The organism is Nitrincola tibetensis (assembly GCF_003284585.1).
Classification (GTDB): Bacteria; Pseudomonadota; Gammaproteobacteria; order Pseudomonadales; family Balneatricaceae; genus Nitrincola; species Nitrincola tibetensis.
In genome coordinates this window covers 37,745-52,576 of the sequence record NZ_QKRX01000007.1, presented here as the reverse complement: position 1 = coordinate 52,576, position 14,832 = coordinate 37,745, and the positions used below count along the sequence as shown (strand labels likewise).

The following is a 14,832-nucleotide window of genomic DNA, read 5'->3' as shown; positions in this document are numbered from 1 at the left end:
ATCTCCGTAAAAGTATTAAGTAGTGCTTTTTATCTTTCGAAGGAAGTTGACCAGTAACTCATGCCCCTGTTCCGTTAAAATGGACTCAGGATGAAACTGAACACCTTCGGCACCGGATGGAATATGCCTGATTCCCATAATTTCATCAACTGAACCATCCTGATGTGCCGTCCAAGCCGTCACCTCAAAGCAATCAGGGAGACTATTGTGATCCACAACTAATGAGTGATAGCGTGTCACTCTAAGAGGATTACTCAAGCCTTGAAACACCCCTTGACCTTCATGATGAACCAAAGAGGTCTTACCGTGCATCACCTTGGCAGCCCTTCGCACTTTGGCACCAAACACTTGGCCCAGACTTTGATGCCCCAAACACACTCCCAGCACAGGAATTCTGCTTGCAAACTGTTGAATGGCTTGCATTGAAATCCCTGCTTGGTCTGGGGTACAGGGCCCCGGAGAAATAACTAAGGCCGCAGGTTCAAGCCTCTCTGCCTCTGCCAGCGTTAGTTGATCATTACGATAGACCTCGACTTGCTCACCTAGCTCACGAAAATAGTGCACTAAGTTCCAAGTGAAGCTGTCGTAATTATCGATCATCAGTAGCATTCAGTCGCGACCTCTTCTAAACACAAGAATATTAAGGATTGGCTTTATAACTCAAAGGGTATTCAAACGCGTATCTCAAAGTGTATCACAGCCAAACAAAACACTGAAAAAGCTCAATTAATTTAATCTTCAGACTCATGAAAACCCGCGAAGACTATAGCCTCCTTTTCTGCATATAGCGCATTCATTTTCCAGTCAGCTTGTGAGGCTATACTAAGTGACATATATTGATTTGGAGTGATGAAATGCTTAAGCGCTTTTTTCAGGTGGCATCAATTACCTGCTTACTTAGCCTTACGGTTGCCTGCGCCACGTCGCCGACTGGACGCTCTCAATTTACGCTCTTTAATGAGCAACAACTTGCACAAATGGGCAGCGCGAGCTTTGACCAATTAAAGCAGGAAGAAAAGGTACTAAAACACACCTCGACCCGCAATTACGTCCAATGCATTACCAATCAGTTGCTGCACGCCAACAATATTCAAGGAAGCTGGGAAGTTGAAGTCTTTGATTCACCCACGCCCAATGCATTTGCACTACCGGGTGGAAAAATAGGCGTTTATAAGGGTATGATCGACTTAGCTGAAACCCCAGACCAATTGGCCGCTGTTATTGGGCATGAAATTGCGCATGTTGTCGCCAAGCATGGTAATGAACGTGTTTCGGCTGATTTCGCCACTCAGATGGGCGTCGCCGTGCTATCCGGTATCCTTGCAAATCGTGACAAACCCAATGATCAACTATTGGCGGCTTTAGGTATTGGTACTCAGGTCGGCATTCTCTTACCCTTTTCTCGGCAACACGAAACCGAAGCGGACCTCATCGGACTGGATTTAATGGCGCGTGCGGGTTTTGATCCGCGCCAGAGTGTCAATCTTTGGCAAAACATGGCGGCAAAAGCGAGCGCTGCGCCAGTCGAGTTTCTGTCCACTCACCCGGGTCCTAATAATCGAATTCGATCGTTAGAGAACTCTATGCCAAGCGCGATACAAGTTTACGAACAAGCGATTCGCAGTGGGCAGCGTCCTAACTGCCGAAAACCTTAGTTGAGCCGTCGGAAATAGCGTATCAGGCAAGTAGAGTTTCAAGCCCTGATACATCGATAAACTCACTTATTACCATCAAATCAGGCAAAAAAAAGCGAGAACCAAATCTCGCTTTTTTTGCCTGAAAAAATCAGACTTTTACAATCGATACATCTTCCGCTTGTAAGCCCTTATCACTCTGACGAACATAAAAACGAACTTTTTGCCCTTCAGCCAATGAGCGATGTCCTCTGCCACGAATATTTCTAAAATGGACAAATACATCATCGCCATTATCCCGTGTAATAAAACCAAATCCTTTTGAGGCATTAAACCACTTTACCGCACCAGCCTCTCGATCATCATCTTCACTGATAAAGTCGTCATCTTCATCGAGCGTATTTTGTACAGCGGATGCGTTCGACAATGAGCCCGCCTGAATAAAACCCGCACCAAACACCAAAGCAAATGTAATCGCCAACACTAGGTACAGATTATCTGCTAGTAGGCTCACCACAACCGCGACAATAACGGCAACAACACCACTCACAATACTATTTTTGATCAATTGATTACCACTCATCTATCTTATCTCTTTCACTTTTTAATACTTAGAATTTAGATACAATACACATCTACACCTGTTGCTTTACCCGACAAGGCATGCACAACAGAATTACAACCTGCAGGTATATCGTAGTTTACACCTTTTTTCAATGCGTTATGATCATGATATAGATAATGGTCTAACCTTATTAAATCATTGACACTCAAATGACAGGTACATCAACATGTCCGAACTGACGCGTATGCAGGATTTAGAAAGCCGAGTGGCCTTCCAGGAAGATGCGATTGACCAACTCAGCAGTATCATCGCTCGCCAAGAAAAAGAGATTGAACGCCTGACGCACTCGTTAATCCATCTAAACAACCGACTGAACGAGTTGACTGTCGGTGAAGAGCCATTTGTTGATCAACTCCCCCCTCACTACTGAGCCACTTTATGACTTTTTTGACTTCTATTAACCGATATTTTATCCGATTATTAACGCGTGTTCGGGTCATAGGTCAAGATAAGCTACAACGAAATACTCAGGTGTATTATGTGTTGGAGCACGCATCATCGGTTCATGGTTTAATTCTGGCCCAGTGGCTAGAAGAGCAAGGAATTCATTTGCACTCGGAGCAACTCATTAACTTAAATGAGCTTCATACTCAAAGCACACTAAGCCTTGAAAAACTGATTGATCTGCAATTGAGCCAATCAGATCATGAGATTTTGCTGCAACCTATCACGCTGCTAGTCGGCCATATGCCTGCGAGTCATCCAAACAAGCTGATAGCAATATTTAATGAGAACTGGACAAAACCAACGCCTTTTCTCTCTTGGCTTAATCTTTTGATTAGAGGTCGATCGACACTCCTTCGTATTGACGAACCCTTACATTTGCGTGATATCAGCCAACCGGGCATTTCGTCACTGGCAATACTTCAGTGCTGCATTTGGTTGCTCAGTGAACATTTTCAGCGCACGCAACAAGCCATTCTTGGGCCTGACCTATCGAGCAAGCGTGCGCTCATCAACCAAGTCATCATGTCGCATGACATTCAAAATATCATTTATCGGCATGCACAAGAGTCACCCAAATCTATTATTAAAACAGAAGCTGCCTTGCGAGCTCAGCTCAACAAAATGATAGCCGACTTTAGGCCTCAAACCGCGAGAGTGCTGAATCGTATGATCGCTTTCATGTTGAAACGCCTCTATCAAGAGGTCAACTTGAGCGGTATTGAGTCACTGCAAAAGTTGGCATTGACACATAACCTTGTTTACCTTCCCTGTCATCGCAGTCATTTGGATTATATTTTACTCTCGTGGCTACTCTATCAAAACGGGCTCATGGTGCCTCACGTGGTCGCTGGAGATAACTTAAACATTCCTATTGTCGGCAAACTTCTGCGTCAAGGAGGGGCTATTTTTATCCGCCGGCAATTTAAAGGCGACCGCGACTACTCAACTCTTTTTCGTCGCTATCTGATTTTAATGATGCAGCGTGGTCATAGCATTGAATACTTTGTTGAAGGTGGACGTAGCCGAACAGGACGTCTATTGCCTGCCAAAACTGGGCTACTTGATATGACACTGGATGCGGCAAGCCAACTCCCCTCACGCCCAATTGCATTTGTCCCCGTTTGGATTGGATATGATCGATTGGTTGAGAGCCATAGTTACCAACAAGAACTATCCGGTCAGAAAAAAAAGAAAGAGAGCCTAGTCGGTACACTCAAGGCTGCACGAATTCTGTTTCAATCCTACGGCAAGGTTTCCTTAAGCATCGGTGAGGCTGTTCTACCCGATGATTTTAACCATCTCCCCTCTGACCAACGGCTAAACAAAATTGCCCATCTTGTCATGAGTCGCATCAATGCTGCATCAACACCTATGCCAATGAGTCTTATCGCGACCTTACTTTTAAGCACACCAGACTTATCCATCGCCGAAAATGACTTAAAACACCGCATTCATGAGCTCTACGCATTCATACTGGCGAATCATCAACACGCAAAACTGCCTATTGAACAATGGTTTCAAGATGCCATAGACCGCCATCAGATAGTCAGAAAAGGAACTTTTATTACTGTCAATGAGCAGCAGGCGGCTGAATTAACTTTTTATCGCAACACTTTATTGCATGAAGTCGCCATACCCGGCTTATGGTTGTTAGTCATGCGTCGTTTACCCAACACATCCGATCTAAAACGCTTGCAACTGATGATTGCTGTTTACCCATTTCTTGCCGCAGAACTCAGTTTAAACACTGAGTCTGCAGAACCTTTGCGCTCAGTGCAAAGTGCGTATCAAAAGCTAAATGAGTTTAGGCTACTGTCTTCAGAGCCGTCGGTAATCGCGATACACCTAATGCGGCTCGTTGAACCAATTTTACTTAGGCAGTATTTATTGCTACTGACGCTTCAAGCACAAACAGGGCCAGCTACAGCGGATGAACTCATCGAGCGCACACAGGGTTTAGCCATTGAAATACACGATGTGTTCGGCTTCCATGCCCCTGAGTATGCTGACAAGCGAGTACTTCAAAGCTTTATCAACCAACTCGTGGAACATCAACTACTCGTCACCAGTGAGGGCGTCATGCAAGCCTCTAGACCCTTAAGGCCTATTTTAAGGCTATGCGAACGCATTCTATCAAAACACCTTACAGATAAAGCCAAAAGCCTATTAGAGACTACTTATAGGTAATTGCAGGCTAATCAAACTTTTTTAAAGCGTAAATATCGTAACGGCAGGATTTTCCCTCTAAATGGTAAGTTGGAGGAACGCCCTCAACACAAGGAGCCTTTCGCGGACGTTTGACTACAACTCGGTAAAGTGCAGCTCTGAGAGCTGCATCTAATAACGCCGCCGCATCGTTATCTTGTCCAACTAGACTGCGAAACAATAGCATTTCTTTTTTAACCTGCGCAGATTTTTCGGTGTGGGGAAACATTGGATCAAGGTACACAACATCAGGTTTATCCTCTGGATTCAAGGAATTCAACCAATCTATTGAGTCTTCCCCTTTACAGGTCATACGTTCAACTATTTCACAAATTTCAGGCACGCCGCGCGCTTGCTCGACACCATCATTTAGAAGTTCGTATACCAACGCAGAACGCTCAAGCAGGATGACAGAGCAGCCTAAAGTCGCTAAGACAAATGCATCTCGACCTAAACCGGCTGTCGCATCGACGATAAATGGTCGTACACCTTTATTTAAACCACAGGCTTTGGCGATCAACTGGCCCGTACCTCCACCAAATTGACGCCGATGCGCAACCGCGCCCGAGACAAAATCGACCCTAACGGGCCCTGGTCGCTTTTTTCCCGTCACCTGTAACTGTAAACCAGCTTCATCCACAATAAGCAAACAGGCATAGTCACTGTTATCCAAAGACTCATAACCTATAGCTGGCACATTAAGCTTAAGAGCCAAAGCGTGTGCAGGCTGTTCAAAAGCCGCATCAAACCAGGTGCAAGCAAGATTCAAAGCGCAACTCATCGAATCTAACCACCACTACCAAAGAAATAAACAAGTAAAAGTACAGAACCAAGCAGCATGCGATAAATAACAAATGGCATCATACCAATACTTGAAATCCACTTAAGAAATAGATGAATACAAAACCACGCACTCACCCCTGCAACCAAAGCCCCCAGAAACAACATTTCAAGTGGCAAAACACTCGCCCCGGTTTGCACGCGTGCTATCATCATGACACAAGCACCAAACGTGACGGGTATTGACAATAAAAATGAAAAACGAGCAGCCGACTGACGATCAAAACCCAGCAACAGTGCAGCGGTGATTGTAGAACCTGAACGAGAAGTACCCGGTATCAACGACATTGCCTGAGCAAGCCCTATCCAAACCGCATCTTTAATTTTAATTTCAGCTAAAGAACGACGTTCAGAACGATATACATCAGCCAACCCCATTAGCGCACCAAAAATAATTGTAGTTGCGGCGATAATTAAAATGGAACGTCCCCAGTGTTCAATGGCGGTGACAAATAACCCGCCCGCCATTACAGCAGGCAAGGTTCCTAAAATCACCAACCAGCTCAGGAGCCCCTCAGATGAAGAAACACCTTTAAGTGATAGCACCCAAGCCTTAAACAGCGTGAGAATATCCTGTCTAAAGTAAAGCACGACAGCGATGAGGGTCCCCAAATGCACACCAACATCAAATGCCAAGCCTTGATCTTCCCAACCCCAAAGCTGGGCTGGCAAAATTAAATGTGCCGAGCTGGAAATAGGAAGAAACTCAGACAATCCTTGAACTAGTGCTAAAAAAACGGTTTGAATCCATTCGCTGACATTCATTGTTGATCCTTTTTCTTCCAGGCCACATCATCTCTTAAATACACAGGTCTAACCTCATCAGCAAGACAAACCTGCCCCTTTAACAATAAGTCTTTTGCAATTGTAAGCATCGATGCAGCCGTAGGGTAAATCGATTCAGACTGGTCTAATGACACCTTAGTAGAGGATAGAGACTCCATCTCCCTAGCATATACCCAACCACTCCCAACACCATATACCTGAGTAATTGAGCTTGGCACAGATACATCACGCGGTGAGGATACTCGTTCTTCCACTTCATAAACCATACCGCTTTCATCAAAACGAATGAGGGCCCAATAGACTTCATTCATTCGAGCATCCAGTGCGGTTAAAATGGGCAAGCCTTGGGCACCAGGCTGTGCTGTGATCGCCATGGCTGCTAGAGTTGATACCGGTATCAAGGGTAAATCAGCGGCCAACCCCAACCCTTGGGCGACCCCCGTTGCAATTCGGATACCTGCAAAAGATCCAGGGCCGCGTCCAAACGCAATCGCATCAAGATCTTCAAGCCTCAAGGACGATGATGCCAATAAAGACTGTACCATTGGCAATAAGAGATGCGTATGGCGCCTTGGCTCAATTCGAAAATCCTGAGTTAACTCGTCTCCATTTAAGAGAGCCACCGAGCAAGCATCCGTTGAGGTATCTAACGCAAGTATTCGCGACATCAATTTATTTTCCGCACTGCAAAATTTTAAAGACCATTCTAACGATTCAAAACACAGAATGCACAGCTTAGCAATTCAGTTAAATGTATTTTTCACCCCAACGAGGCAAGAGCACCTGCTCCAACCCCAGTTGAGATAAGATTCTAGCAACTACAAAATCGATCAAGTCATCGATTGTCGTCGGCTGATGATAAAAACCAGGACAAGCAGGCAAGATTACAGCCCCCATTCTTGATAATTTCAACATATTTTCGAGGTGTATTTCAGAGAATGGAGCCTCTCTAGGCACTAATATTAATTGACGGCGCTCTTTTAAAGCCACATCTGCCGCTCTTTCAATGAGGTTATTACTGGCACCACAAGCGATGGCCGACAAAGTGCCTGTACTGCAGGGGCAAATCACCATCGAAGACGGTGCACCAGAACCCGATGCCACTGGTGCCATCCACTGTTCACGACCAAAGACCTTAATTTGCCCCGGGCGCGCTTGAAATTTATTAGAGAGAAATATCTCCTGCTGCTCAGCGGCACCTGGCAATCCGATTGAGGTTTCAGTCGCCACCACCACCTGCGCTGCTTTAGAGATCATCAGCAGCACTTGGCAGTCGGCTGCAACCAAACATTCAATAAGACGCAAAGCATACTGCACTCCAGAGGCTCCCGTAATTGCCAGTGACACTCGCCGCGTAAAGACCTCACTCATTTTGGGACTCCATTTAATGCATCAATCAGTTTCTGATGAATACCGCCAAAACCGCCATTAGACATGACGACAATGTCTGTCCCAGGTGTTACCACACCAATAACGGCAGCGATCAACTCGGTCAAGGAGTCATGAACCTCAGACGTAACAGAGCTTTTTTCAATCAACGTTTTCAATGACCAGTCACTTCCCGCCGGTTGAAACCAAAAAACGTGATCAGCTGTCGTCACAGACCCGGCAAGCGCATCTTGATGCACCCCCATTCTCATGGTGTTAGATCGAGGCTCTATTATGGCAAACAAAGGTCGAGATCCGATATGCGCGCGGGCCCCTTCAAGCGTTGTTTTAATCGCTGTAGGGTGATGTGCAAAATCATCATACACTCTAATTTGATTGACCTCAGCCAGTAACTCCATTCTCCGTTTGACACCTGGAAAGCGAGACAAGGCTTCGGCCGCATGAGGAAATGTAACACCCACATGATGAGCGGCCATCATGGCATTTAAACCATTTAGCACATTATGATGGCCCGTGAGTGACCAATGGACATCACAAAGATCATTTCCATCAACGACGACCGAGAAATCACGTCCATCTTGGCTTTTCAAACGTGCTTGAATTGCACCTTGTTCGAACCCAGTCTTAACCACCTCACTCCAGCACCCCATTGTCAAAACCAGCTCTAGATTTGCATCTTCAGCGGGGCATATGATCTGACCACTGGCTGGAATTAAACGCAATAAATGATGGAATTGCCGCTGAATTGCACTTAAATCAGGAAAAATATCGGCATGGTCATACTCTAAATTATTCATGACCAAGGTTCTGGGTCGGTAGTGAACAAACTTTGAACGCTTATCAAAAAACGCTGTGTCATACTCGTCAGCTTCAATGACAAAAAAAGGTGTTTCCCCTACTCGTGCCGAGGTCGTAAACCCCTTAGGAACGCCGCCGATTAAAAACCCTGGCGCCATGCCTGCCTGATCTAAAATCCAAGCCAGCATGCTCGCCGTTGTTGTTTTGCCGTGGGTACCGGCTACGGCCAATACCCATCGATCCTGAAGAACATGATCATGCAACCATTGCGGACCTGAGGTATACGACAGCCCTTTTTCCAATACATATTCAACACAAGGATTCCCTCTTGACATGGCATTGCCAACGACGACCTGATCCGGTGCTGGAGAGAGTTGTTTAGGATCGTATCCCTCAATCACCTCAATACCCTGATCTTTAAGCTGGGTACTCATTGGTGGGTAGACATGTATATCTGAACCCGTCACTTTATGCCCTAGTTGACGCGCGAGTATCGCTAAAGAGCCCATGAAAGTACCGCAAATGCCTAATATATGAATATGCACAGCCAAATAATCCTCAAGGTTGAATTGATATCATCATAACAGTTTTCACTTAGGGTTTTCTGCCACTAAAACCAATAAAACATCTGTTTTTTGGTTACTCGCCACCCGCATTTATCATGCATTTTTATCTAAAATCGCTTAAAATATTGGGGTTTTAAATTTGATACCGACTGACTAATCTGGGGACATGGAACGCAATGCAACTTCTGAGCAATTTCTTAAAGCACAAAAAAATTGATTCTGAACTGATTGAACTCATCGATACATTAATGCTGGCCTGTAAGGAGATCGCTTTACAGCTACGTGAAGGTGAGCTTGCAGGTGTGCTAGGCGTCTCCGACAACACCAACATTCAAGGTGAAACCCAGAAAAAACTGGATATCATTGCCAATGAAGTTTTGAAGAAAGTATTACTGGACAACCCTATTGTTCGAGGTGTTGCCTCCGAAGAAGAAGACTTCCCTGTTTTTGGAAATCAGGAAGGACGCTTTTTAGTAACATTTGACCCACTTGATGGCTCATCAAATATCGACATTAATGTTTCAGTTGGCACCATTTTTTCTATCCTCGAAGTACCCGCAGGCGTTCACGAAAACTCTGTTGATTTGTTTTTACAACCGGGCGTGCAACAACTCGCAGCGGGTTATGTTCTCTATGGCCCGTCGGCTGTGCTATCACTCACCACGGGAGATGGCGTCAACATGTTCACGCTTGCACACACAGGTGACTTCTTACTCACGCATGAAGACGTCACCATTCCAGCAGACACTGCCGAATTTGCTATTAACATGTCTAACCAGCGTTTTTGGGAACCCGGCATGCGAAATTACATTGACGATCTTCTTGCTGGCTCAGAAGGCAGTCGCGGTAGAAACTTCAACATGCGCTGGGTTGCGTCTATGGTTGCCGAAGTCCACCGCATTCTGACTCGTGGCGGTATTTTTGCTTACCCTTGGGATTCACGCGAACCCCAAAAGCCGGGAAAATTGCGTTTAATGTATGAAGGCAATCCCATGAGCATGCTGATTGAACAAGCAGGTGGAAAGTCCAGCACTTGCTACACACGCATCATGGAAATTAAACCGGACGCGATTCATCAACGTGTTTCTGTTGCTTTAGGTTCACGCAACGAAGTAGACACGCTGCTTGAATACCATCAAGCGAACAAGAATGACTGATCATTAGTCTTATATCAGGCTCAAGGCATTATCTTTATAATGCCAGTAATATCATTTTATTATTGACTTTCAATCTAAAGGAACTAACTGATGAGTTTCGTTAACGTACCTTCTGGAAAAGATCTACCTAATGACATCTATGTTGTTATTGAGATTCCTGCAGAAAGCTCTCCTGTCAAATACGAAATCGACAAAGATTCTGATGCCGTATTTGTAGATCGCTTCATGGCTGCGCCCATGTTCTACCCTGCAAACTATGGATACATCAACAACACCCTAGCCGATGATGGTGATGCGCTTGACGTATTGGTTATCACGCCTTACCCAGTTGCTGTAGGTTCAGTCGTGCGCTGCCGCCCTGTCGGTATTCTAAATATGACAGATGAAGCGGGTGAAGATGCAAAGCTGGTTGCGGTTCCTCATCAAAAGCTATCTCAAGCCTACAACGATATCCAAGATATTAACGACCTACCACAACTCACAAAAGACCGTATCGCCCATTTCTTCGAGAACTACAAAAAGCTAGAAGTCGGAAAGTGGGTAAAAGTTGAAGGCTGGTCAGATGCCGCTGCTGCTCGCCAAGCCATCATGGATTCGGTTGCTGCGTACGAAGCTGCCAAATAATGAAAAGAAGTGCTCGGCAATCAAATGCCGAGCACTTACTAACATCCTTTTAATCTCTACGTCCGTGTTCAACTAAATCTTCAACCACCTCCTGCTCAACATGAAGATCATCGGCCTCTTGCACTGAGGACGGTAAAATCAAATTAAGCGCAATCGCAATAATGCCGCAAAGACTTACGCCCTGTAAGCTAAGCTCACCATCACCCAGTGCCATCCCACCTATTCCAAACACCAAGACGGTCGCGACAATGACCAAATTGCGCTGTTCAGCCATATCAACGCGCGCCTTGATTAGCGTATTCATACCAACCGCCGCAATCGAGCCAAACAATAAGATCAATATTCCGCCCATAACAGGCGTTGGAATCGTCTGTAAGAACATGCCAAACTTAGAAATAAATGCCAATAAGATGGCAAAACATGCCGCCCAAATCATGATGATTGGATTAAAGGCACGCGTCAGCATAACGGCCCCCGTGACTTCCGAGTAGGTCGTATTCGGCGGGCCACCAAACATCGCTGCTGCGGATGTCGCTAAGCCATCACCAAATAAAGTGCGATGTAAACCGGGCTTCTTGACATAATCTTTTCCCGTCACCTTACTGATTGCCAGAACATCACCCACATGCTCTATCGCAGGCGCAATTGCGACAGGGATCATAAAAAGAATGGCCTGCCAATGAAACTCGGGCATGATGAATCCAGGCACTGCAATTAAAGGGGCATCTCTAACCGCATCAAAATTAACCATCCCCATCAGCAATGCCGCAAAGTAGCCGACGACCACACCACATAAGATGGGTAACAGTCGAAAAATCCCCTTAGCAAAAACAGCCACAGCAGCCGTTGTCGCCAAAGAAATCATCGATACCAGAATAGCATCCTGATAAGGGAAGATTTCAAAGGACCCATCCCCTGCCTTGCCCATGGCCATATTCACAGCGATGGGCGCAAGACCCAAGCCAATTATCATAATAACCGGGCCTATGACAACAGGCGGCAAAAGACGGTGCAAAAACCCAGGCCCACGCCACCGCACGAAAAGCCCAAGGCACATATACACCACACCGGCAGCTAGAAGAGCCCCCATCGTCGCAGGTACACCCCAGCTCTGAACGGAAAAGATAATAGGTGCGATAAATACAAATGAAGAGGCTAAAAAAATGGGAACGGTCGCACCTGTAACAAAATGAAACAGCAAGGTTCCAATGCCCGCCGTAAAGAGCGCAACACTTGGATCCAAACCTGTTAGTAAAGGCATCAAGACCAACGCACCGAAGGCAACAAACAGCATTTGCGAACCCGCTAAAGCGGTTCGCCAGTGCATGGCTTTTTCTGTCCCGTCTTTTTCACTAACCATCTTATTCCCCTACTTAGTGCCAAATATTTTATCACCGGCATCACCTAAGCCCGGAATAATGTAGCCTTTTTCATTTAAATGGGAGTCAACTGACGCCGTAAAGATATCCACATCTGGGTGAGCGGCTTGCACCTTAGCAATCCCCTCTGGTGCAGCCACCAACACCAAAGCTCGAATACTCGTGCAACCGGCTTTTTTTAACATATCAATAGTGGCTATCATTGATCCCCCTGTCGCCAACATAGGATCGACAATTAACGACATACGTGCATCTATATCGCTTGCCAGCTTTTCAAAATACGCGACAGGTTCGAGCGTTTCTTCATCGCGGTAGACACCAACAACCGATATTTTAGCACTGGGAACCAATTCCAACACGCCATCCAGCATCCCCAGACCTGCTCTTAAGATAGGCACCACGGTAATCTTTTTGCCTTTGATACGCTCGGCAGTCACAGGCCCTGCCCAACCTTCTAACTCATAAGGCTCTAACTCAAGATCCTTAGTCGCTTCATAGGTCAATAAACACCCGACTTCAGCAGCCAATTGACGAAAACCACGTGTGCTTTTATGCACAGATCTCATCAAACCTAATTTATGCTGAACTAAGGGGTGACGTATTTCGTGAACACTCATGAAAACCTCTCTGGTAATTGTTGGCGACTACACAACCGCGAGCCATTATAAGCATTTTTAGGGAAAGTCAGCTGACTTTCAATAATTGTCTGAATAGATCATTGAATATTCTGTATTGCCCTTTTCATAATAGGTCAGTATCGTTTGCATTTTTTAGTAAATCGCCTCTAGATTTTCGGCGACATACCTTTTGAATATGAAGAGAGATGTAACATGACCATGCCTGAGTTGAACGAAATTAAAAACGTCTTTTATGAAGCAGATCTTCTCTTCACTCAGCAACAGGTTGAAGATGCCATTAGCCACATGGCAAAAGACATTACCGACGCTTTAAGCCAATTAAACCCTGTGGTATTTAGCGTCATGAATGGAGGCCTTGTCATCACAGGCCAACTCCTTACACAGCTAACCTTCCCTTTGCAAGCCAGCTATTTACATGCAACTCGGTACCGAAATAGCACATCGGGTCACACCCTGGAATGGAAAGTCCCTCCCATGATTGACTTTCAAAACAGGCCAGTGCTGATTGTTGATGACATCTTAGACGAAGGCCATACTTTGGCCGAAATTTTAGAATATTGCCATGAGCAAGGCGCAAGCCAAGTCTACAGTGCCGTTCTGATCAATAAGCAACATGACCGAAAAGCCCGCCCAGATTTAGTAGCAGACTTTGTCGGTTTACAAATACCAGATCGCTATATTTTCGGATATGGAATGGACTACAAAGGTTACTGGCGTAACGCCCCCGGGATTTATGCTGTCAAAGGCCTGTAAAGCATTAGCCATGTAGCTCTTCGTAAAGTGCTATAAATTCAAGCGTCAACTTATGAGTTGGCGCCATTTTAATTAAGGGTTGCGCCGCATTGTGCGACTCTTTCATTTTAACCGAAGATGAAATACGCGTTTTCATCACCGGAACGTCTTCAGCCTCTAACTCTGCAACCAAACGCTGCGGCAAAGAAGCACGCGGCTGAAATTGATTCACTACAATTCCTTCAACAACTAAAGCCGAGTTATGATCTAATCGTGTTTCTTGAACATTATTGAGCAAGCTGTATAAGGCTTGACGCGCAAACTCATCGCAATCAAAGGGGATCAAACAGCGCTCAGCCCCGACCAATGCAGAAAGTGTAAAGAAATTAAATGCAGGTGGTGTATCAATGTAGATGGCGTCAAAGTGCTCTTTTAACTCAACCAATGCATCGCGTAACTTGTAAATTTTATGCTTCGTCTCTAGCTTAGATTGCAAATCACCTAATTCAGGGTTCGAAGGCATTAACGACAAATTTTCGACAGGTGTCGGATGAACAAACTGCAATGGCGACTGCGGTCTAAGCTGCAAGCTCAAGGTTTGTTCAAAAAAATCCTTGATGTCTGTTTGCGGCAAATTTGCATCATCACCTAGCAAGTAATGGGTTGAATTACATTGCGGATCTAGGTCAATAATCAGCGTTTTTGTACCCTTGGTTGCACTAATTGCAGCCAAATTTACAGCAATACTTGATTTACCAACACCGCCTTTCTGGTTGAACACCACTCTGATCATACCCACCTCTCAAGAGCCAACTTCAACAAGCTGACGTTCGCTTTTATTGCAACGCACTATCGCTAAAATCAACGCACGGGTCAACGTTGTTAGAGCCAAAGAACATCTAAGCCAACACAAAAGCCATTGACCTTAACAAAATGTGCTTAACTTCGCCTAACTGGCAGCTAACAGACAAAAATCCTCCATACAAATAGACACTGGTCTTAATTTAAGGCA

16 protein-coding genes are annotated in these 14,832 nt (G+C 45.3%); 6 read left to right on the top strand and 10 right to left on the bottom strand.

The window, feature by feature from the left end:
* Window positions 1-15: 15 nt before the first annotated feature.
* The gene (locus DN062_RS10560; protein ID WP_112159301.1) at window positions 16-609 is read right to left on the bottom strand and encodes an aminodeoxychorismate/anthranilate synthase component II; all 594 of its coding nucleotides are present in this window, start codon (window positions 607-609) and stop codon (window positions 16-18) included.
* 245 nt (window positions 610-854) lie between these two features.
* Between DN062_RS10560 and DN062_RS10555 the strand changes: the two genes are divergently transcribed.
* Complete coding sequence (locus DN062_RS10555) at window positions 855-1,655, top strand: M48 family metallopeptidase (RefSeq protein ID WP_112159300.1); 801 nt, start codon at window positions 855-857, stop codon at window positions 1,653-1,655.
* Window positions 1,656-1,785: 130 nt separating this feature from the next.
* Here DN062_RS10555 and DN062_RS19080 read toward each other — a convergent pair whose 3' ends face one another.
* Window positions 1,786-2,217, bottom strand: coding sequence for a cold-shock protein (locus tag DN062_RS19080; protein WP_112159299.1), 432 nt, complete (start codon window positions 2,215-2,217; stop codon window positions 1,786-1,788).
* Between the two features lie 208 nt (window positions 2,218-2,425).
* Between DN062_RS19080 and DN062_RS10545 the strand changes: the two genes are divergently transcribed.
* Together DN062_RS10545 and DN062_RS10540 are read left to right on the top strand one after the other, a co-directional pair.
* A complete protein-coding gene (locus DN062_RS10545) occupies window positions 2,426-2,629 on the top strand; it encodes a SlyX family protein (RefSeq protein WP_112159298.1) in 204 nt (67 codons plus the stop codon).
* 8 nt (window positions 2,630-2,637) lie between these two features.
* Window positions 2,638-4,893: a 1-acyl-sn-glycerol-3-phosphate acyltransferase gene (locus tag DN062_RS10540; protein ID WP_112159297.1), complete on the top strand. Its 2,256-nt coding sequence runs from the start codon at window positions 2,638-2,640 to the stop codon at window positions 4,891-4,893.
* Window positions 4,894-4,900: 7 nt separating this feature from the next.
* Here DN062_RS10540 and DN062_RS10535 read toward each other — a convergent pair whose 3' ends face one another.
* From DN062_RS10535 to mpl, 5 genes are all read right to left on the bottom strand, one after another.
* Window positions 4,901-5,692 (bottom strand): class I SAM-dependent methyltransferase, encoded by a 792-nt coding sequence (locus DN062_RS10535; protein ID WP_112159296.1) that lies wholly within the window; start codon window positions 5,690-5,692, stop codon window positions 4,901-4,903.
* 5 nt (window positions 5,693-5,697) lie between these two features.
* Window positions 5,698-6,516 (bottom strand): undecaprenyl-diphosphate phosphatase, encoded by an 819-nt coding sequence (locus tag DN062_RS10530; RefSeq protein WP_112159295.1) that lies wholly within the window; start codon window positions 6,514-6,516, stop codon window positions 5,698-5,700.
* Window positions 6,513-7,205, bottom strand: a complete 693-nt coding sequence (gene tsaB / locus DN062_RS10525) for a tRNA (adenosine(37)-N6)-threonylcarbamoyltransferase complex dimerization subunit type 1 TsaB (RefSeq protein ID WP_112159294.1) — start codon at window positions 7,203-7,205, stop codon at window positions 6,513-6,515. The genes DN062_RS10530 and tsaB overlap by 4 nt, the downstream gene beginning before the upstream one ends.
* Before the next feature lie 79 nt (window positions 7,206-7,284).
* Window positions 7,285-7,908, bottom strand: a complete 624-nt coding sequence (locus tag DN062_RS10520; RefSeq protein ID WP_112159293.1) for a flavin prenyltransferase UbiX — start codon at window positions 7,906-7,908, stop codon at window positions 7,285-7,287.
* Window positions 7,905-9,269, bottom strand: a complete 1,365-nt coding sequence (mpl, locus tag DN062_RS10515) for a UDP-N-acetylmuramate:L-alanyl-gamma-D-glutamyl-meso-diaminopimelate ligase (RefSeq protein WP_112159292.1) — start codon at window positions 9,267-9,269, stop codon at window positions 7,905-7,907. The genes DN062_RS10520 and mpl overlap by 4 nt, the downstream gene beginning before the upstream one ends.
* Before the next feature lie 197 nt (window positions 9,270-9,466).
* Here mpl and DN062_RS10510 point away from each other — a divergent pair, with 197 nt between their 5' ends.
* Complete coding sequence (locus DN062_RS10510) at window positions 9,467-10,447, top strand: class 1 fructose-bisphosphatase (RefSeq protein ID WP_112159291.1); 981 nt, start codon at window positions 9,467-9,469, stop codon at window positions 10,445-10,447.
* A gap of 90 nt (window positions 10,448-10,537) precedes the next feature.
* Window positions 10,538-11,071, top strand: a complete 534-nt coding sequence (gene ppa / locus DN062_RS10505; RefSeq protein WP_112159290.1) for an inorganic diphosphatase — start codon at window positions 10,538-10,540, stop codon at window positions 11,069-11,071.
* 49 nt (window positions 11,072-11,120) lie between these two features.
* Here the strand turns inward: ppa and DN062_RS10500 are convergent, their stop codons facing one another.
* Together DN062_RS10500 and upp are read right to left on the bottom strand one after the other, a co-directional pair.
* Window positions 11,121-12,431 (bottom strand): uracil-xanthine permease family protein, encoded by a 1,311-nt coding sequence (locus tag DN062_RS10500; RefSeq protein ID WP_112159289.1) that lies wholly within the window; start codon window positions 12,429-12,431, stop codon window positions 11,121-11,123.
* 9 nt (window positions 12,432-12,440) lie between these two features.
* A complete protein-coding gene (gene upp / locus DN062_RS10495; RefSeq protein WP_112159288.1) occupies window positions 12,441-13,067 on the bottom strand; it encodes a uracil phosphoribosyltransferase in 627 nt (208 codons plus the stop codon).
* 213 nt (window positions 13,068-13,280) lie between these two features.
* Between upp and DN062_RS10490 the strand changes: the two genes are divergently transcribed.
* Window positions 13,281-13,841, top strand: a complete 561-nt coding sequence (locus tag DN062_RS10490; protein WP_112159287.1) for a hypoxanthine-guanine phosphoribosyltransferase — start codon at window positions 13,281-13,283, stop codon at window positions 13,839-13,841.
* 4 nt (window positions 13,842-13,845) lie between these two features.
* On the opposite strand, the gene DN062_RS10485 is transcribed toward DN062_RS10490, so the two are convergent.
* Complete coding sequence (locus DN062_RS10485) at window positions 13,846-14,613, bottom strand: ParA family protein (RefSeq protein WP_112159286.1); 768 nt, start codon at window positions 14,611-14,613, stop codon at window positions 13,846-13,848.
* Between the last annotated feature and the right edge of the window lie 219 nt (window positions 14,614-14,832).